At 66.9% G+C, this 18,673-nt stretch carries 19 protein-coding genes; 10 read left to right on the top strand and 9 right to left on the bottom strand.

All coding sequences use genetic code 11. From position 1 onward, the window contains the following. Position 1 precedes the first annotated feature (1 nt). Positions 2-1,144, top strand: a complete 1,143-nt coding sequence (dapE, locus tag Q0071_RS04815; RefSeq protein WP_298165879.1) for a succinyl-diaminopimelate desuccinylase — start codon at positions 2-4, stop codon at positions 1,142-1,144. Next, positions 1,141-1,617, top strand: coding sequence for a nuclear transport factor 2 family protein (locus Q0071_RS04810; RefSeq protein ID WP_298165877.1), 477 nt, complete (start codon positions 1,141-1,143; stop codon positions 1,615-1,617). The genes dapE and Q0071_RS04810 overlap by 4 nt, the downstream gene beginning before the upstream one ends. Before the next feature lie 4 nt (positions 1,618-1,621). On the opposite strand, the gene Q0071_RS04805 is transcribed toward Q0071_RS04810, so the two are convergent. The 3 genes from Q0071_RS04805 to Q0071_RS04795 form a co-directional block, all read right to left on the bottom strand. Continuing rightward, complete coding sequence (locus tag Q0071_RS04805) at positions 1,622-2,005, bottom strand: Smr/MutS family protein (RefSeq protein WP_366886061.1); 384 nt, start codon at positions 2,003-2,005, stop codon at positions 1,622-1,624. Positions 2,006-2,187: 182 nt separating this feature from the next. Beyond that, entirely contained in the window at positions 2,188-3,414 is a 1,227-nt protein-coding gene (locus Q0071_RS04800; protein WP_298165872.1) for a murein transglycosylase A, read from the bottom strand. Positions 3,415-3,420: 6 nt separating this feature from the next. Beyond that, a complete protein-coding gene (locus tag Q0071_RS04795; RefSeq protein WP_366886090.1) occupies positions 3,421-4,080 on the bottom strand; it encodes a Tim44/TimA family putative adaptor protein in 660 nt (219 codons plus the stop codon). Between the two features lie 300 nt (positions 4,081-4,380). Here Q0071_RS04795 and secB point away from each other — a divergent pair, with 300 nt between their 5' ends. From secB to Q0071_RS04775, 4 genes are all read left to right on the top strand, one after another. After that, positions 4,381-4,908, top strand: a complete 528-nt coding sequence (gene secB / locus Q0071_RS04790; protein ID WP_298165868.1) for a protein-export chaperone SecB — start codon at positions 4,381-4,383, stop codon at positions 4,906-4,908. Positions 4,909-4,964: 56 nt separating this feature from the next. Continuing rightward, positions 4,965-6,539, top strand: coding sequence for a murein biosynthesis integral membrane protein MurJ (gene murJ / locus Q0071_RS04785; protein WP_298165866.1), 1,575 nt, complete (start codon positions 4,965-4,967; stop codon positions 6,537-6,539). Positions 6,540-6,554: 15 nt separating this feature from the next. Further along, positions 6,555-7,574, top strand: coding sequence for a tryptophan--tRNA ligase (gene trpS, locus Q0071_RS04780; protein ID WP_298165864.1), 1,020 nt, complete (start codon positions 6,555-6,557; stop codon positions 7,572-7,574). Between the two features lie 208 nt (positions 7,575-7,782). Next, a complete protein-coding gene (locus tag Q0071_RS04775) occupies positions 7,783-8,493 on the top strand; it encodes a DUF4136 domain-containing protein (RefSeq protein WP_298165862.1) in 711 nt (236 codons plus the stop codon). Between the two features lie 17 nt (positions 8,494-8,510). Here Q0071_RS04775 and dut read toward each other — a convergent pair whose 3' ends face one another. Further along, a complete protein-coding gene (gene dut / locus Q0071_RS04770) occupies positions 8,511-8,981 on the bottom strand; it encodes a dUTP diphosphatase (RefSeq protein ID WP_298165860.1) in 471 nt (156 codons plus the stop codon). Beyond that, positions 8,968-10,161: a bifunctional phosphopantothenoylcysteine decarboxylase/phosphopantothenate--cysteine ligase CoaBC gene (gene coaBC, locus Q0071_RS04765; RefSeq protein ID WP_298165858.1), complete on the bottom strand. Its 1,194-nt coding sequence runs from the start codon at positions 10,159-10,161 to the stop codon at positions 8,968-8,970. The genes dut and coaBC overlap by 14 nt, the downstream gene beginning before the upstream one ends. A 111-nt stretch (positions 10,162-10,272) precedes the next feature. Here coaBC and Q0071_RS04760 point away from each other — a divergent pair, with 111 nt between their 5' ends. Next, complete coding sequence (locus Q0071_RS04760; protein WP_298165856.1) at positions 10,273-10,677, top strand: hypothetical protein; 405 nt, start codon at positions 10,273-10,275, stop codon at positions 10,675-10,677. Here the strand turns inward: Q0071_RS04760 and Q0071_RS04755 are convergent. From Q0071_RS04755 to ubiE, 3 genes are read right to left on the bottom strand one after another with little or no spacing between them, the layout of a single operon-like run. Then, positions 10,674-11,792 carry an acyltransferase gene (locus Q0071_RS04755; protein WP_298165855.1) on the bottom strand — a complete coding sequence of 373 codons (1,119 nt, stop codon included), beginning with the start codon at positions 11,790-11,792 and terminating at the stop codon, positions 10,674-10,676. The two genes, Q0071_RS04760 and Q0071_RS04755, sit on opposite strands and share 4 nt — an antisense overlap. Before the next feature lies 1 nt (position 11,793). Next, complete coding sequence (ubiB, locus tag Q0071_RS04750) at positions 11,794-13,347, bottom strand: 2-polyprenylphenol 6-hydroxylase (RefSeq protein ID WP_298165853.1); 1,554 nt, start codon at positions 13,345-13,347, stop codon at positions 11,794-11,796. Positions 13,348-13,357: 10 nt separating this feature from the next. Beyond that, positions 13,358-14,110, bottom strand: coding sequence for a bifunctional demethylmenaquinone methyltransferase/2-methoxy-6-polyprenyl-1,4-benzoquinol methylase UbiE (ubiE, locus tag Q0071_RS04745; RefSeq protein WP_298165852.1), 753 nt, complete (start codon positions 14,108-14,110; stop codon positions 13,358-13,360). 59 nt (positions 14,111-14,169) lie between these two features. On the opposite strand from ubiE, the gene mutM reads away from it, so the two are divergent. From mutM to rfbG, 3 genes are all read left to right on the top strand, one after another. Then, entirely contained in the window at positions 14,170-14,985 is an 816-nt protein-coding gene (gene mutM, locus Q0071_RS04740; protein ID WP_298165850.1) for a bifunctional DNA-formamidopyrimidine glycosylase/DNA-(apurinic or apyrimidinic site) lyase, read from the top strand. A 124-nt stretch (positions 14,986-15,109) separates the two neighbouring features. Next, complete coding sequence (gene rfbF, locus Q0071_RS04735) at positions 15,110-15,895, top strand: glucose-1-phosphate cytidylyltransferase (protein ID WP_298165848.1); 786 nt, start codon at positions 15,110-15,112, stop codon at positions 15,893-15,895. Next, on the top strand, positions 15,892-16,986 hold the full coding sequence (gene rfbG / locus Q0071_RS04730; protein ID WP_298165846.1) for a CDP-glucose 4,6-dehydratase: 1,095 nt from the start codon (positions 15,892-15,894) through the stop codon (positions 16,984-16,986). Before rfbF ends, rfbG begins: the two co-directional genes overlap by 4 nt. On the opposite strand, the gene Q0071_RS04725 is transcribed toward rfbG, so the two are convergent. Further along, the gene (locus Q0071_RS04725) at positions 16,956-18,671 is read right to left on the bottom strand and encodes a glycosyltransferase family 39 protein (protein WP_298165844.1); all 1,716 of its coding nucleotides are present in this window, start codon (positions 18,669-18,671) and stop codon (positions 16,956-16,958) included. The two genes, rfbG and Q0071_RS04725, sit on opposite strands and share 31 nt — an antisense overlap. Between the last annotated feature and the right edge of the window lie 2 nt (positions 18,672-18,673).

Below are 18,673 nucleotides of genomic sequence, written 5' to 3'. Positions count from 1 at the left end.
CATGACCGTTTCTTCCGATGTCCTTGCCCGCACCGCCGCACTGATCGAGGCACCCAGCATTACCCCCGCCACCGGCGTGGTGTTTGATGTGCTCGAAGCCATGCTCGTTCCGCTGGGCTTTGCGGTGCACCGCTTCCTTGCGGGCGAGCCGCCCGAAGGCCCGGTCGAGAACCTCTTTGCGATCCGCCAAGGCCCGGCAGGCTCGCGCCATTTCGCCTTTGCCGGCCACCTCGATGTCGTGCCCCCGGGAGAGGGCTGGAGCAGCGCGCCGTTCTCGGCGGACCTGCGCGATGTGCCCGGCGGCACGATGCTCTACGGCCGCGGCGCGGTCGACATGAAGGGCGCGATCGCGGCGATGGTCTGCGCGGTGGAGCAGATTCCCGCCGCGGCCGGCACGGTGAGCTTCATCATCACTGGCGATGAGGAAGGCCCCGCCAAGTACGGCACCGTCCCGCTCATTGCGCATATGCGCGAGATCGGTGCGATCCCCGATTTCTGCCTGGTGGGCGAGCCGACATCGGTTCACCGGCTGGGTGACATGGTCAAGATCGGCCGGCGCGGCTCGGTCAACGTGTGGCTCACTGCCAAGGGCGCGCAGGGCCATGTCGCCTATCCGCACCTTGCGGACAATCCGATCCCGCGCCTTGTCGCGCTGCTGGCGGAACTCGATGCGCTGGTGCTCGATGAAGGCAGCGCGTGGTTTCAGGCTTCGAACCTCGAGATCACCGATCTCGAAGTCGGCAACCGCGCTACCAACGTGATCCCGGCAGAAGCCCGCGCGCGGCTCTCGATCCGCTACAACGATCACCACACCGGGCAGGCATTGGTCGACCGCGTGACCGAAATCGCCGCAAGGCATGGCACCGAAGTGCGCGCAACGCTCCACGGCGAGGCTTTCATCACGCTGCCCGGCGTGCAGTCTGCGCTGGTCGCTGCGGCGGTGGAGGCGGAAACCGGCCTCAACCCTGAGCTTTCCACCACCGGCGGCACATCCGATGCTCGCTTCCTGCGCGCACTGTGCCCGGTGATCGAACTCGGCCTCACCAACGCCACGATGCACAAGACCGACGAAGCCGTGGCGGTAGAGGACCTCGAAGTCCTCGTGCGCATCTATCGGCGCATCGCCGAGGCAGCGCTCGCATGAAGGGCCTTAGCAAGATGGCGGGGCGCAAGATAGCGGCGCTCCTTGCCATCGCCGCCCTGCTCGCCCCATCGCTCGCCGCTGCGAGGCCCGCTCGCACACTCACCGAGCGCAACCGTGCGGTGATCACGGCGTTCGCCGCGATGTTCTACGGCAAGCACGATGTGCGCGGCGCGTTCGAGCGTTATGTCGCGCCGGACTATATCCAGCACAATGCCAATATCCTCGATGGCCGCGATGCAGCGATTGCCGCGCTCGAGCCAATGTTCCGGCAGGAAGGTTCGCGCTTCGAGATCAAGCGGATCGTGGTTGATGGGGACATGGCGGTGATCCACCTCCACGGCCGCGCCGGGGCGCAGGGCAACGGCGGCACGGTGGCTGACATCTACCGGCTGGAGCACGGCAAGATCGTCGAGCATTGGGACATTCTGCAGCCCATCGCCGACAAGCCGCTGAATCCGCACGCCTACTTCTGATCGCTCAGCGCGCTTTCCTGAGCACGATGTAGACCGCGCCGTCCCCGCCATGGCGCGGCTGGGCGGGGCGGACCGAGGCGATGCGCCCGGCGTGGGGGCTCGCCGCCAGCCAATCGAGCAGCTTGGCGCGGATTGCGCCGCGCTTCTCGCCCCGCAGATCGTTCTCCGGCACCGGGCGGTGCTTGCCTGCGATCAGCAGGATCACCCGTGCGCCCATCGCCAGCGCCTGCGCGATGCCGCCGTTCAGCCTGTCGTGCGCCATCGCAAGGGTCAGGCCGTGGAGATCGATCGTCACATCAGGCTGGATCGGTCCGCGCCCCAGCTTGCGGTCCCAGCTCGAATCGAGCCCGCCAGCAGTGAGCGGACGCACCGGGTTTGCCACCGGCACCGGCTCGGGCTTCGGCGCCGGGATGCGGCCTTTTACGCGCTTGGGGGGTGGGGGAAGGGGCTCACTCGGCGCGACAACTACGGGAGTGGTTGCTGGCCGCCTGGGATGCAGCGGGGTCACCGTCGCGGCGACCCTCCGCCACAAGGCGGCTTCTTCCGGGCTGAGCCCGCGCGGGGGCGCCCTCATTGTCCGTTCAGCCGGGCCAGCGTGCCCTTGGGCAGCAGGATCAGCGCCTGCCCTTGCGCGCGCATGCCGCCTGCGATGGTGCGCGCCTCGGCACCGGCGCCCCAGAAGCTGTCAAAGCGGTTGGGGCCCTTGATCGCCCCGCCGGTATCCTGCGCCACCCAGAGTCCACTGATATTCTTGCCGCTGATCCCGCCATCACCCTGCAGCCACACCGGCGCGCCGAGCGGCACGAAAGCCGGGTCTGCCGCCAGTGTCGTGCGCGGGGCAATCGGCACGCCGAGCGCGCCCACCGTGTCTGGCCCCGTCCGCTCGCGGAAGAACACGAAGCTCTGGTTCTGCCGCATCAGCGCACTGCCCTCCACCGGATGCTCGTGGATGTAGCGCAGGATGCCCTGCATCGAACCGGGATACTGGCCCGATTTGGCATTGGGTCCGCTGCCGATCAGCCCCTGCGCGCGCATCACGCTGCCGATCCCGGTGTAGGGATAGCCGTTCTGCCCCGCGAAGCCGAGCCGCACGACCGTTCCGTCGGGCGCGCGCAAGCGTCCCGAACCTTGCACCTGAAGGAAGAACAGTTCGGCGCGGTCCGCCACCCAGCCGATCTCCAGCCCCCGGCCGGCCAGCGCGCCGTTTTCGATAGCGGTGCGGTCGAAGTAGGGGGCGAAGCGCCCCGTTTCGTCATAGCGACCCAAAGGCTGGCTGCCATCGGGCTGGGGCGGCGCATCACCCGGCCGCGCGCGCACGAGATCGGGGGGCATGGCATAGACCGGCACATCGAAGCCTGGCTGGCGCACGCGCACCCCGGCGATTTCCGGCTCGTAGTAGCCCGTGACGAGCGCTTCACCGCGCGCGACGGTTGCCGTCTCGAAATAGCGGCTGAAAAAGCCCCGCGCATCCTCCGGTGGCCAGCCCGCCGCAGCAGCGCAAGCGGGGGTCCAGTCCTCCGGGCGGGTCAGCCCGCTCGCGTCGGTACGGCGAGTCAGTCGCGGGCAGCTGGTGACAAAAGCGGCAAGCGCGGCGCGCGCGTTGGTATCACTGAAGCCCAACCCGGCCGGCGTTGGTCCCGGGCGCGTGCCGACCAGCGCGGCATTCGGTGCGGTGGGCGGCACCGGGGGCACCGGCGCGCCTTGCGGGATCAGCGGAATGCAGCCGGAAAGGAAAGCGGGCGCGAGAACGGCAAGCCAGGCCAGCTTGCCGGCCCGTCTTGCCCGCCATACCGCCACGTTGGGTCAGCCTTCGTCGGTCTCGTCGACAATCCAGTCCGGATCGCGCGAGGTGATATCGCGTGAGAAGGTCCAGACATCGCGGGTTTCGATCGCATCGTCGAGCGAACCTGCCACGACTGCGCCGTTCGCGTCGCGGGTGACCGAGGCCACGTCGGCGACGAAGCTGACCGAGATACGCGCACGCGGCGCAGCGTAGCTGGCATCGACGATGCGCGCTTCCTCGATTCGGATCAGCTTGGCGGTCACCGATTCACCGGCATCGCTGCGCGCGTCGATCGCAGCGGCAAATCCGTCGAACACATCGCTGTCACACAGCTGCGAAAGCTCTTCCTTGTCGCCGCGCCAGAAGGCTTCGAGCACCATGCCATAAGCACCGCGCGCGCCTGCCAGAAACTGGCCGACATCGAAGCGGCGGTCCGCCGCGACAATCGCGCGGATGCCTGTTTCGGCGCGGGAATCGAGCTGGTTGTCCTGCGGCAGCGGCAGAGTGCGGGGCGCGCCGGTGGTCTTTTCCGGCAGGCGCGGCGCCAGGGTGCGCGGTGCGCTGGCCGGATCGGGCTGCTCCACGCGGCGGCGCAGCGGCTCATCGTTCTGCTCGGGCCGGCGGCCAAGAACGGCATAGAGTCGCAGGCCCAGGAATGCTGCGATCATCGCGAGAATCACAATTTCAACAATCACAAGGCCATATCCTGCTTGATCAGGGCGGTGGCCGGGCCTGCGGGTCCCGGTCGCCGCCAACACTTCATCGTGCCCTATGTGGTTACGAAATACAAATGAACAACGCGTGGACGGCACTCGGATTGGCCTCCTGAGGCAGTTTTTCGCCTGCCTCTAGGTGCACTCCGTCGCAACCAGCGCTCCCGGCCCCACGGCGCAAGCGCGATTGCCCCGTTCGGCGGCAGGTGCTAGTCGCCCGCCAAACCGCACTTAACCGTTCCAACTCATTCGCATGAAAGCACGATCATGGCCGAAGAAGGCGATATCATCACCCCGCTCGATCTCGACACGTCTGGCCCCGTTCCCAACGGCGAGGATACCAGCCCCGCGATCGGCCTGATCTCGCAGTACATCAAGGATCTCTCGGTCGAGAACCCGAACGCGCCGGACAGCTATCAGTGGGCCGAAGCCCCGGAAGTCTCGATCGATTTCAACATCGGCGCCCGCCCGCTGGGCCCCGATGTGCACGAGATCGAGATGAAGATCACCGCCACTTCGAAGACGTCGCAGGGCACCCAGTACGCGGTCGAGCTGCTCTATGGCGCGCTGATCGGTATGCGTAACGTGACCGACGAGCAGGCCCATCCGTTCCTCTTCGCCGAGGGTCCGCGCCTCGTATTCCCCTTCGCCCGCCGCATCATCGCCGATGCCGTGCGCGATGCAGGCTACCCGCCGCTGCTGCTCGAACCGATCGACTTCAACGGCCTCTACCTGCAGCAGCTTCAGGCCCGTCAGGCCGAGGAACTGGCCGCCGGCACAGCCGGGCAGGCCTGATCCGGGCGCTTTCATGGCCATTCCAGCCATGAAGCAAATCCCATGAGCCTTTGGCCATGAACCTGCTGAAGGCGACCGGCACGATCGGCGGGCTCACGCTCGCCAGCCGCGTGCTCGGCCTGGTGCGCGATAGCCTGTTTGCCCGCTATGTGGGCGCAGGCTTCGCGTCCGATGCGTTCCTCGTCGCCTTCCGCCTGCCCAACATGTTCCGCGCCCTCTTTGCGGAAGGGGCGTTTGCCTCCGCGTTCATCCCGATGTTCAACCGCAAGGTGGGTGATCCGGAAGGGCAGGGCCTGCCCGACGGACTCGATTTCGCCGAGCGCGCGCTGGCCGTTCTGCTGCCGGTGCTCGTGGTGATGACGGCGCTGCTCGAAATCTTTGCCTGGCCCGTCACGCTGGTGCTTTCGGGCCAGTTCAACGGGGTCAGCGCCGATCAGTTTGCGTTCGCGGTCGCGCTGTCGCGGATGACGATCCCCTACCTCATGCTGATCAGCCTCGTCTCGCTGTGCGGGGGCATTCTCAATTCACTGAACAAGTTCTGGGTCAACGCCGCCGCGCCGATCCTGCTCAACCTGACGCTGATTGCGGCACTGCTGCTGTTCCATTCGGCCGATCCGGTGATCACCGCGCGCAATCAGGCCATCGGCGTTTCGGTATCGGGCGCCTTCCAGCTCCTGTGGCTCATCTGGGCCTGCCGCCGCGCCGGGGTCAGCCTGCGGCTGCGCGTGCCCCGGCTCGATGCCGATGTGAAGCGGCTGATGACGCTCATCTGGCCCGCTGCCGCCGGTGCCGGCGCGGTGCAGATCAACCTGGTCATTTCCACCGCGCTCGCCGCCTCGCTCCTCGCGCATGGCTCGGTGACCTATATCTACATGGCGGACCGGCTGAACCAGCTTCCGCTCGGGCTGATCGGCATCGGCCTTGGCACCGTGCTGCTCCCCACGATCTCGCGCCAACTCGGCGGCGGCGATGAAGCGGCCGCAATGGAAACCCAGAATCGCGGTCTCGAACTCGCCCTTATGCTCACGCTCCCCGCCACGGTCGCGCTGGTCCTTTGCGGGGAGCCGATTGCCGCCGCGCTGTTCGGCTATGGCCGCTTCACGCCGCAGGATGCGCACTTCACGGCGCAGGCGCTCGCCGCTTTCTCGATCGGCCTGCCCAGCTACATCCTCGTGAAAGTGCTCACCCCCGGCTACTATGCGCGGCAGGATACCGTCACCCCGGTGCGCTACGCCACGATCTCGATGGGCGTGAACCTCGCGCTCAATCTGGCGCTGATCGTGCCGCTGCAGCATGTCGGCCCGCCGCTGGCGACCGCGATTGCCTCCACCGTCAACGTCGCGATGCTCTATCGCACGCTGGTCGCACGCGGGCAGTTCACCACCGATGCGCGCCTCAAGCGCCGCGTGCCGCGCCTCGCGCTGGCCGCGCTCGCCATGGGCGTGGTGCTCTGGGCGGGGCAGGGCGAGCTGATGCCTTATGTCCACGGCACCTGGTTCGTCCGCTTTCTGACGCTCGCCGTGCTGGTCTCGGCGGGCGGCCTCGTCTATGGGCTCAGCGCCATCCTGCTGGGCGCGTTCTCGCGGGATGATCTCAAACTGCTCCTGCGGCGCAGGGGCAAGGCCAACTAACAGCGAGCTACCCACATGCGTATCGTCTCGGGCATCCAGCCCACCGGCAATCTTCACCTCGGCAACTATCTGGGCGCGATCCGGAACTGGGTGGCGATGCAGGACGAATGGACCGCGAAGGGGGGCGAGTGCCTCTATTTCCTCGCCGCTCTCCACGCGATCTCGATGCCGCATGATCCCGCTGCGTTGACTGCGGGCACGCGCGAAATGGTCGCCGCGCTGGTGGCTTGCGGGATCGATCCCGCGCGCTCGATCGTGTTCAACCAGACACAGGTTCCCGCGCACGCCGAGCTGCAATGGCTGCTGACGGGCACCGCGCGGATGGGCTGGCTGAACCGGATGACGCAGTGGAAGGACAAGGCCGGCAAGAACCGCGAAGGCGCTTCCGTTGCCCTGTTCACGTATCCGGTGCTGCAGGCGGCGGACGTGCTGCTCTATCAGGCGACCCACGTGCCGGTGGGCGAGGACCAGAAGCAGCACCTCGAGCTTGCGCGCGACATCGCGCAGAAGTTCAACAACGACTTCGCGTCTGAAGACGCGCCTGTCTTCACCCTGCCCGAGCCGATCATCCCGCCCGAGGCCGCGCGGATCATGAGCCTGCGCGATGGCAGCGCCAAGATGTCGAAGTCCGATCCTTCGGATATGAGCCGCATCAACCTGACGGACGATGCCGACGCGATCATGCAGAAGGTGCGCAAGGCCAAGACCGATCCCGAGCCGCTGCCGGGCGAGATGGACGGCCTCAAGGAGCGCCCTGAAGCGGCAAACCTTGTCGGCATCTATGCCGCGATGGCAGGGATCAGCCAGGCCGAAGTGCTGGTGCAGTTCGCCGGGCAGGGCTTCGGCGCGTTCAAACCCGCGCTGGGAGAGCTGCTGGTCGAGAAGCTCGCCCCGATCACCGCGCGCTACCGCGAGCTGCGCACCGATACCGCCGCGCTCGATGCGATTCTGGCTGATGGGGCCCGGCGCGCTCGCACACTCGCCGAGCCCACTCTGGCGCGCGCTTATGCTGCGCTTGGCCTGCTCAGGGGTTAAACAACCTTGCTGTGTTGATGGGGTGATGCGGGGGTGTAACAAATTGCATCACATTGCCGCTCAAGGTCCGAAATGGCCCGGAAACGCGGCGCTTTTGCCTCATCGTTCAACCAGCATTCAGCACCTGACGCGCAACTAATTCCCATGCTACCAATGCGCCGGTGCTGGCTGACAGGGGAGCCGGTCCCGCACCAAGGAGTCGCTGGAAATGAACCTTAATCCCATGCGCAATCGCTTCGCCATGCTGGCAGCGCCCCTGCTGCTTTCGCTTGGCGCGTGCGCCACGCCATTCAATGCCAATGTCTCGCGCTTCCAGGCCGAGCTGCCCGCACCCGCAGGACAGAGCTTCGCGATCGTTCCGCAGGATCCGCGCAATGCCGGCGGCCTCGAATTTTCGCAGTACGCCAGCCTCGTCGCCGCGCAGCTGCAGAAGGTGGGTTATGTGCCCGCCACCAGCCCGCAGGCCGCCGATCTCGTGGTTCAGTTTGACTACGGCGTCGACAAGGGCCGCGACAAGCTGCGCACCAGCGGTATCGGCGATCCCTATTGGGGCGGCTGGTACGGTCCGGGCTGGGGCCCGGGCTTTGGCGGTTGGGGCGGCTGGGGTGGCGGCTGGGGCCGCCGCGGTTTCGGCGGGCCCTGGGGCTACGGGATGTATGATCCGTTCTTCTTCGGCGGTGCCGGCGGGTTCAACAACGTCGATGTGGTGACGTTGTACACCAGCGGCATCGACATGAAGATCGACCGCCGTGCCGATGGCAAGCGTCTGTTCGAAGGCAAGGCAGAGGCTGCCTCCACGTCGAACCGCCTGCCCTACCTCGTGCCCAATCTGGTCGAGGCGATGTTCACCGGCTTCCCCGGCCATAACGGCGAGACGGTGAAGATCTCGATCGCACCGGAAAAGAAGAAGAAGACCTGAACGAGGTGCGGTTCGGCTCAGCCGGGGAGCGCCGCAAGGCCCCCGGTCGAGCCGAACCCGCCCGCGCCGCGCGCGGTCTCGTCCAGCGTATCGACTTCGAGCCAGCTTGCCTGCGTCACCGGCGCCAGCACCAGCTGCGCCACGCGGTCCCCCCGGCGGATCGAGAATGTCTCCGCCCCCAGGTTGATCATGATCACCTTGAGCTCGCCGCGATAGTCGCTGTCGATCGTGCCCGGCGTGTTGGGCACAGTGACGCCGTGCTTCAGCGCCAGCCCCGAACGCGGGCGCACCTGAATCTCGAAGCCCTCGGGGATGGCCATCGCGAGCCCCGTCGCCACCGCATGGCGCGCGCCGGGGACGATATCGACATCCTCAGCCGAAACGACATCCATGCCCGCCGCCCCGGCTGTGGCATAGGCCGGCAGCGGCAGATCATCGTTGCCGGGCAGGCGCTTGACCATCACGGGAACAGGGTCAGGCAAGCTCATCGGCAATCCTTTCAACCAGCGCGGCGGCCACCGCGTCCTTGGGCATTTCCGGCAGGCTTTCCACCCCGTCGGCGCGCACGATGTGCACCGCGTTGAGGTGGCCGCCCATCACATCGCCCGAAACATCGTTCGCCACGATCCAGTCCGCGCCTTTCCTGATGAGCTTGGCCTGCGCGTGCGGCACCACGTTCTCGGTCTCGGCAGCGAAGCCCACCAGCAGGCGCGGGCGATCGGGCGAAGCGCCCAGCCGCGCGAGAATGTCGGGGTTCTCGGTCAGGTTCAGCGGCGGGATCACGCCCGAACCGTCCTTCTTGAGCTTCTGATCCGCCTCGGTCGCAATCCGCCAGTCCGCCACGGCCGCGACCATGATCGCAGCATCGGCGGGCAGCGCCTCGGCCACGGCAGCCGCCATGTCGCGCGCGCACTCGACATCCACGCGTGTTACCCCCGGCGGCGTGGGCAGGGTCACTGGCCCCGCCACCAGCGTCACCCGCGCCCCGGCGCGCGCTGCAGCAGCGGCAATCGCGAAACCCTGCTTTCCGCTCGAACGATTGGCGATATAGCGCACCGGATCGATCGGCTCGTGCGTCGGCCCCGCCGTCACCAGCACATGCTTGCCCGCCAGCGGCCCGGTCGGACTTCCGCCGAGCTTTGCGGCAATCGCTGCGAGGATTGCGGGTGGTTCGGGCAGGCGTCCAGGGCCGAATTCGCCGCAGGCCATCGGCCCTTCGTCGGGGGGCATCACTTCGATCCCGTCCGCGCGCAGCGTCGCCACGTTGCGCCGGGTCGCGGGATGTTCCCACATCCGCACGTTCATCGCGGGCACGGCGAGGACCGGCTTGTCGGTCGCGAGCAGCAAGGTCGTCGCGAGATCATCCGCGATCCCCGCCGCCATCTTGGCCATGAGGTCCGCCGTCGCCGGGCAGACGACCACGAGATCGGCCTGCCGCGAAAGCTGGATGTGGCCCATCTTCGCTTCGGCATCGAGGTCCCACAGCGTCGTGTGCACGGCGTTCTCGCTCAGCGCCGCGAGCGTCATCGGGGTGACGAACTGGCTCCCGCCCTTGGTCAGCACGCAAGTGACGGCGCCGCCCTCACGGCGGATCAGGCGCACGAGTTCGCTGGCCTTGTAGGCCGCAATGCCGCCGCCGATGATGAGGAGGATGCGCTTGCCCTGCATGGCCGCGCTTGTGCAATGGCGCGCCGCGCCGCGCAATGGTTTTGCTTGCACCGCCCTTGCGTCCGCGTCCGGGCTGGCCCACGCTGAAACAAACATAAGGAAAACCTGCCGATGCGCCTGATCCTGACCGCCCTGATCTTCCTCGTCGGGATGTTCGACCTATCGATGGCCGGTTCGTTCCTGCTCACCCCGCAATCGACGGCCTCAGGCCCGGTCTTCGGCCTCGCGCCCATCGGCATCGCCGGACTATCGACCATTCGCGGCGACATGACCTCGTTCTTCGGCGTCGGCGCGGTGTGCATGATGTGGGGTGCGTGGCGGCGCAATGCCGATCTGCTGCTTGTCCCCGCGATGCTGTTCGGCACGACACTCTTCGGCCGCGCGGTCAATCTGGCCGTGGTCGGCGCCTATCCCGGCTGGGCCATGCCGATGGCGGCCGAAGCTGGGCATGTCGTGCTGGCGCTGGCGGCGTGGCGCTTGCTGCCGCACCACAAGATTGCCGAGATCGCCGGTTAGGCGGCGACCGCGCTGGCCGCGCGCCCCTTGCCTGCAAGCTTCAGCACGAGCCGCTGCGCCGGCCGTTCAATCCAGCGGTGCGAGGCAAAGCCCGCCAGCACGCTCGTGCCCAAGAAGAACAGCAGGAACGCTGGCTGCCGCACGATGCCGCGCGATCCCAGCGCCCAATCGATCAGGAGCACCAGTGCGAGCTGGATCGGGAAGTGCCACAGGTAGACCCCGTACGATGCGTCGCCGAGGTGCCGTGCCACAGCCAGCCGGTCGGCGCGGTCGGCCGTGTCGATCGCCAGCACGGCAAGCAGCGCGGCAAACGTGCCTGCCAAAGTCGCCGCATCGCCCCAGTGCAGTTTCAGCCCCAGCCACAGCGCCGCGAGGGCCAGCAGCGCCGCCAGCGCGGCGAGCACGCCTGTACGCAGCCCGCCCTTAAGCGCCGCGCCATAGACCGCCGCTCCGCCGAAGAAGTACCCGATGCAGGTGAGCACCGGACCATCGGGAGCCTTCAGGAAAAACAGCGTGAGCGCCATCGCCGCCGCCGTCAGCGCCAGCACGGTGGGCGACCGGCGCAGCCCCGGCAGCAGCAGCCAGAACGCGGCGTAGGCGAGGATCTCGGTCGAAAGCGACCACGATGGCCCGTTGAACGATTGATCCGCCTGCCAGCCCCAGTAATGCGCCAGTCCAAGGCTCAGCACGAAATGCTTTGCATCCTGATGGTGGTAGATGAACTCGGTGCCGTTCAGCCCGTTGTAGGCGGCCTGCATCATCGCCACGAGACCCAGCGTCAGCAGATGCAGCGGCCACAGCCGCGCCACCCGCGCCAGCCAGAACCGCCCGCGCGCACCGCTATCCGCCAGATAGACATGCGCAAAGACAAAGCCCGAGACGGCCCAGAAATACTGGACCGCGACGTGGCCATAATCGAACAGCCACCACAGTTCCTGATAGAGCGGCGAAACCTTCGCCCGGTTCACATGGAACTGGTAGTCCACCGGCGGCACGAAGAAATGCTGGTAGTGCCAGAACAGCACCGCGCAGGCCGCGAGCAGGCGCGAGAGATCGAGCGCATTGAAGTGCCGCTTGGGCAGGCGCAGCCCGGGCAGAGGGGGCGGCTTGCCCACCTCAGCTCCACGGGCCGAGCAGGATCACCCCCGCGCTTGCCGCCGCGCCGATGGCGACCGCCGCCACATAGCCCAGCCACTTGAGCCCGCCACCATCGCTGATCAGCGCGATCGGCGGCAGCGGCGGATCTTCGGGCGCGCCGCCCTTGGGCGGGAAGCGCTCCTCCACCCGGCGCACGAGATCGGGCAGGCCGAACAAGGTCTTCACGTTCTCGCGAATGCGGTCGGCAATCGCAGCCTCTGGCCCCAGTTCGTCACGAATCCAGTCGCGCACGAAAGGCGCGGCGACGTCCCACATGTTGATCGAGGGGTCGAGCTGGGTGGCGATGCCTTCGACCATCACCATGGTCTTTTGCAGCAGCAGCAAGTGCGGCTGGGTCTGCATGTCGAAATCGCGGGTAATCGCGAACAGCCCGTCGAGCATCTGGCCGACTGAAAGCTCGCTCACCGGCTTCCCGCGCATCGGCTCGCCCACCGCGCGCAGCGCCGTCGCGAACTCGGCCACCGAATGGTAGCTCGGCACGTACTGCGCCTCGAAGTGGATCTCGGCCACGCGGGTATAGTTGCCGGTGGTCAGGCCATAGAGGATCTCGGCCAGCCACTGCCGTGCGCGCCGGTCGATGCGGCCCATGATGCCGAAGTCGATCGCGGTGATCGTGCCATCGGCTTCGATGAACAGGTTCCCCTGGTGCATGTCCGCGTGGAAAAACCCGCCGCTGATCGCCTGCCGCAGGAACGCGATCACCAGCCGTCCGGCCAGTTCCTTGCGGTTGTGGCCGGCGGCATCGATGGCATCGTTGTCACTGATCTTGATGCCGTCGATCCAGTCGAGCGTCATCACCCGGCCATTGGTGCGGTCCCAGTCGATGTTCGGCACGCGGTAGCCGGGGAAGGCATGCATCTGCTCGGCAAGCTCGGAGGCCGAGGCTGCTTCCCGGCGCAAATCCAGCTCGCGCAGGGTCCAGCGCTTGAAGTTGGCGATGACCATGCGCGGACGCAGCCGCGAGGCTTCGCCGCCCACCGCCTCGAGATGCGCCGCGGCCCATTCGTAAGTCGCGATATCGGCGGCAAACTTCTCGCGCACGCCGGGGCGCAGCACCTTGACCGCAACCTTGCGGCCATCGGTCGTCACTGCGCGGTGCACCTGCGCCACCGAAGCCGCACCGACAGGTTCTACCTCGAACTCTGCAAACAGCGATTCGAGCGGGCGCTCGAAGCTCGTTTCGATCTCGCGGCGGATCAGCGCGAAATCGACGGGAGGCAGCTTGTCCTGCAGCTTGAGGAGGTTTTCCGCCGGTCCCGGCCCCACCAGATCGGGCCGCGTCGCCAGTGTCTGCCCCAGCTTGATCGCCGCCGGGCCGATTGCGCGGAAGGCCCCGGCGTAATCGCGATCCCGCCCTTTGCCAGTGAGCGAAATCCAGCGCGCGAGCTTCACCAGCCGCCGCACCGGCGCGGGCGTGTTCGCGTCGTTCTCGATGCCGATCAGCGCGCCGTGCCGGGCAAGCGTGATGCCCCAGCCCAGCAGGCGGCGAATATGCGTGATGTGGCGGGTCAAGATGCCGGCCTTAGATCTTCCAGCCCGAATGGATCGCGACGACCCCGCCCAGAATCGCCTCGACTTTGGTATGGCGGAAGCCGGCGGCGCGGATCATGCCTTCAAACTCGCGCATCTTGGGGAAGCGGCGGATCGATTCGATCAGGTAGCGGTAGGAATCCGCGTCGCCTGCGATCATCTGGCCCAGCTGCGGCACCACCTTGTGCGAATAAAGGTCATAAACCTCGGCAAAGCCCGGCCATTCGGTGGTCGAGAATTCGAGCACGAAGAACCGCCCGCCCGGCTTCAGCACGCGGTGCGCCTCGGCCAGTGCCTTGTCGATCCGCGTCACGTTGCGGATGCCGAAAGCGATCGTATAGGCGTTGAATTCGCGGTCGCCGAAGGTCAGCTCCTCGGCATTCTGGCGCGACCAGGTCAGGCCCTGAATGCCCTGCTTCTCGGCGCGCTCGATGCCGACATCGAGCATGTCCTGGTTGATGTCCGAAACCGTGATGGCCGCGCCATGCCGCGCCATGCGGAAGGCGATGTCGCCCGTGCCGCCCGCCATGTCGAGGATCGTCTCGCCCGCGCGCGGCTTCACCCGGCGCACGAAGCGGTCCTTCCACAGCCGGTGCATCCCTGCCGACATGGCGTCGTTCATCCGGTCGTAGTTCTTCGCGACGGAGGAAAACACCGCGCCAACGCGCTCGGTCTTCTCTTGCGGGGTCACCTCCTCATAGCCGAAGGAGACGGTTTCGGGCTCGGCAGCAGTTGCGTCAGTCATACCCCGCGCCTTTACGTGGGAATTGCCGCAACCGCAAAGCCTGTTAGGGGCAAAGCACCATGCCTGAATTGCCAGAGGTAGAAACCACCGTCCGCGGCCTTGCCCATGTCCTCGATGGACAGGTCATCGCACGTATCGAGACCCGCCGTGCGGACTTGCGCCGTCCGTTTCCACCTGATCTCGTGCAGGCGCTGACAGGTGCCCGCATCACAGGCCTTTCGCGGCGCGCCAAGTATGGTCTGATCCATGTGGACCGCGGGCAGACCATGGTCTTCCACCTCGGCATGAGCGGGCGCTGGCGAATCGATCCCGAGGAGATCGGCAAGCACGATCATCTGGTGATGGAGACCGGAGCAGGCCGCACCCTCGCGCTCAACGATGCGCGCCGCTTCGGCTCCGTCGATCTGGTCGATACCGCCGCGCTGGAGCAATGGCCGCAGTTTGCCGCTATGGGGCCCGAACCGCTCGGCCCCGGCCTCACCCCCGGCCACCTCGCCAAGGCCTTCGCTGGCCGCTTCGCCGCGGTGAAGCTGCTTCTGCTCGATCAGCAGATCGTCGCGGGGCTCGGCAATATCTACGTCTGCGAGGCGCTCCACCGCGCGAAGATTCATCCGGAGCGCGAGGCGGGCAAGGTCAGCCGCGCCGCGCTAAGCCGCCTTGTGCCCGAAATCCGCGCGGTGCTGGAGGAAGCGATTCGCGCCGGCGGCTCCACCTTGCGCGATTATGTGCGCCCCGATGGCGAACTTGGCTATTTCGCCAAGGACTGGCGCGTCTACGGGCGGGAAGGCGAGCCATGTCACTGCGGCAAGCCGGTCAGCCGCGTGGTGCAGGGGGGACGCTCGACGTTCTTTTGCGGCCACTGCCAGCGGCTCTGACAGGTTCTGTTCATGTCGGATCAGCTTCCACATTGAACTCGGCGCGTCGTCTGATTAGCGTCGAGTAACGTCAGCGCACCCGCCTTGCCGGGATGCGCTCTTTTTGTCCGCATGGCGCGGCAATATGCAGGAGTGTGGCTTGACCATCGCGGTGATTTTGGCCGGCGGCCTTGGTACGCGGCTCGGTGAGGAAACATCGGTTCGCCCGAAACCGATGGTTGAAGTTGGCGGTATGCCGATCCTTTGGCACATCATGAAGATCTATTCCGCGCACGGCGTGAATGATTTCGTGATCTGCCTAGGTTACAAGGGCTATATCATCAAGGAGTACTTCGCGAACTACTTCTTGCATATGGCTGACGTGACGCTGGATCTCACCAAGAACAGCATGGAAGTACACCAGAACTGGAGCGAGCCGTGGCGGATCACGCTGGTCGAAACCGGGGCTGACACGATGACGGGCGGCCGCCTCAAGGCAGTGCGGTCCTATCTGAAGGAAGGCGAGCCCTTCTGCTTCACCTATGGCGATGGCGTCGCCACGGTCGACATCACCGCGCTGCTCGATTTCCACAAGGCGCACGGCAAGCGCGCCACCATCACGGCTGTCACGCCGCCTGGCCGCTTCGGCGCGCTCGAGATCGAGGGCGACTTGGTGCGCAGCTTTCAGGAAAAGCCCGCCGGCGATGGCAACATGATCAACGGCGGCTTCTTCATCGCCGACCCTTCCGTGATCGATCTTATCGAGGGACCGGCAACGATCTGGGAGCGCGAACCGCTGGAGCAGCTGGCCGCTTCGGGCGATCTGGCCGCCTGGCGCCATGAAGGCTTCTGGCAGCCGATGGATACCCTGCGCGACAAGCTCTACCTCGAAAAGCTGTGGGAGGAAGGCGCGCCGTGGAAAATCTGGTGAGCCCAAATCTGGTAAGCGAGGCCTTTTGGCGCGGACGGCGCGTTTTTCTCACCGGGCACACCGGGTTCAAGGGCAGTTGGCTGGCGCTCTGGCTGCATGCGATGGGCGCGAAAGTCACCGGCTTTGCGCTGCCCGCCGAACCGGTCAGCCTGTTCAACCAGGCCCGCATCGGTGAACTGGTCACGCACATCGAGGGCGATATCCGCGATCTTGCGGCGGTCGAGGCCGCAATGCAGGCCGCCGGGCCGTCGGTCGTGCTGCATCTCGCCGCGCAGCCGCTGGTCCGCAAGTCCTATGTCGAGCCGGTCGAAACCTATGCGACCAATGTGCAGGGCACGGTCCACGTGCTTGATGCCTGCCGCCGCATTGCCGGGCTGGAGGCCATCGTCTGCGTCACCAGCGACAAGTGCTACGAGAACCGCGAATGGGTCTGGCCCTATCGTGAGGACGATCCGATGGGCGGATACGATCCTTATTCAAGCAGCAAGGGCGCGGCAGAACTGGTCGCGGCCGCCTATCGCCGCAGCTATTTCAGCAAGGCGCCCGGGCCGCGGCTGGCCACGGTCCGCGCCGGCAACGTGATCGGCGGGGGTGACTGGGCGGAAGACCGGCTCGTGCCCGATATCGTCCGCGCGCTGCTCGGCGGCCACGCGCCGCAGATCCGCGCGCCCCGGTCGGTGCGGCCCTGGCAGCATGTACTGGAGGCGCTGAGCGGCTATCTCCTCGTCGCCCAGCGGCTGGCGCAGGGGGATGCCGGGATCGACAGCGGCTGGAATTTCGGCCCCGCCGAAAGCGACGCCCGCCCTGTCTCGTGGATTGCCGACCGGCTGATTTCGGCATGGTCGGGCGCTGCACCGGGTGCGGGTTGGCAGGACGTTTCCGGCGGCGAGGCGGTCCACGAAGCGCGCCTGCTGCGGCTCGATTGCTCGAAGGCGCGCGCCGATCTCGGCTGGCGCACGGCGCTGACGCTGCACGACGCGCTGGGCATGATCGTCGACTGGCACAAGGCCGTCGGCGCGGGTGAGGATGCGCGCGCGGTCACGCAGGCGCAGTTGCAGGACTACCGGGGGCGCTGCGCCGCGCTCGGCTGATTGTGTGGTGCCTGGTCCGCCTTCGGCTGGTCCAGCGCCACGACATGCGTGGTCCAGCCGCCGATGCGGCCCGGGACGGTGGCGAAGGTTGCCATGATCCGTCCCCGGCCCAGCAAGGCACGATAGGCGGCATATTCCTCCGGGAAGGTGCCGCGCTCCGCCGCGTAGCGGTCGTATTGCGTGATGATGGCGTAGTCGGCGCGGCATGTGCCGCGCTTCTCGGGCGCAACGGTGCCGTAGTCGATGTTCGAACGGCCGCCGCGCCCGGCGTCTACGGTGTCATACTGCACCTTGCCACCCAGATAGGCGCGCACGTCCACACAGCCCACTGTGCCGAACGGAAAGATCAGGTGCCATGGCTGGGGCAGGATATCGAACGCGAAGTGCTCCACCAGCACGGTGCTGCCGGGCGGGATGTGCGCTTTGGCCCAACTGGTGGCGAGCTGCCGCGCATCGGTCTGGCGCTCGATCTTGCGAGTCGTCATGGCCATCGCGGGCTGGATCAGCGCTGCTGCCAGAAGTGTGATCCCGCCAAGGCGCAAGGCTGGCGTCTTCTCGATTCGCGCCATCAGCTGGGCCCAGCCCAGCCCCATCGCAATCGCCAGCAGCGGGATGAGCGGCAGGACCCAGCGTTCCCAGACCAGCGTCTGGCTGCAGATCGTGGCGGCAAAGGCTGCCAGAACGGGCAGCACGATCGCGCCGGCGCGGTGGCGCAGCAGCCACAACCCTCCCCACAGCGCCAGACAGCAGCCGATCACGCCGAGGCCCGAAAGGACTGGTCCGCCGGCATACCAGCCGAGGTTGTAGAGCGGGCTGCCCCCGGTCGCGCCGAGATGGTGGCTCTGAGCCTCGCCGTGCAGGTTGTGGACCACGGTGGCGAAATCGAGCGCGATGTAGGGCGAGACGGCAAGGAGCCCGATGACCGTGGCGACCGCACCGGCCGCGAGGTGCGCCGCGATTTGCAGGGGCCGCGTCCGGTCAGTGGCAAGCCGCACTGCCGCCGCTCCGATCAGTGCCACTCCGGCTATGCCGGTGGGCCATTTGGTCGCGATCGCCACCCCCAGCCACAGGCCGGAAACCATGTGGTCCCTGAGCCGACCCTGGCGCATCGCGCGCATTGCCGCGCGCAGGCTGAGCAGCATGAAGAAGGTCGCCATGATGTCCGTGCGGATCACCTGCGACCAGGCGACGCTGGCCGGTTCGATGGCGACCAGCGCGGCGGCGGCGAGTCCGGCATGGCGCGCCAGCCCGGCTTGTTCGCGATTGTCACCCAATTCCTCGCCCAGCCGGAAGGTCTGCCAGACCGTGCCGGCGCCGAAGGCAACCATGGCGAGCCGCCCGGGCAGGATCATCCAGGCCGGATTGGCATAGACCGCGCCCGCAAAGGCCTTGATATCGGCAAACCAGCCCATCGCCCGGCCAAGGCCGAGCACGGTGAGATTGACCAGCGCGAGCACTTCCATGGTGGTCGTGCCGGGATGGCCAAACCAGCCCGGATTAAGGGACAAGCTGCGCAGCATCTTCAGCGCGCCGAGCTCGAAGATCAGTTCATCGGGATCGTTCAGCGCCGGCAGGCCGAAACCGGCACCGTGGATCCGCAGAACCAGCGCCAGACCGACGATGCCCGCGATCGCAAGTGTTACCGAGCGGGGGCGGGGCCAGCTTCGGCCTCGATCAACTGCCATCG

The sequence above is a fragment of the Novosphingobium sp. genome, from assembly GCF_027486195.1.
Classification (GTDB): domain Bacteria; phylum Pseudomonadota; class Alphaproteobacteria; order Sphingomonadales; family Sphingomonadaceae; genus Novosphingobium.
This window is presented reverse-complemented; position numbering and strand designations above follow the sequence as displayed.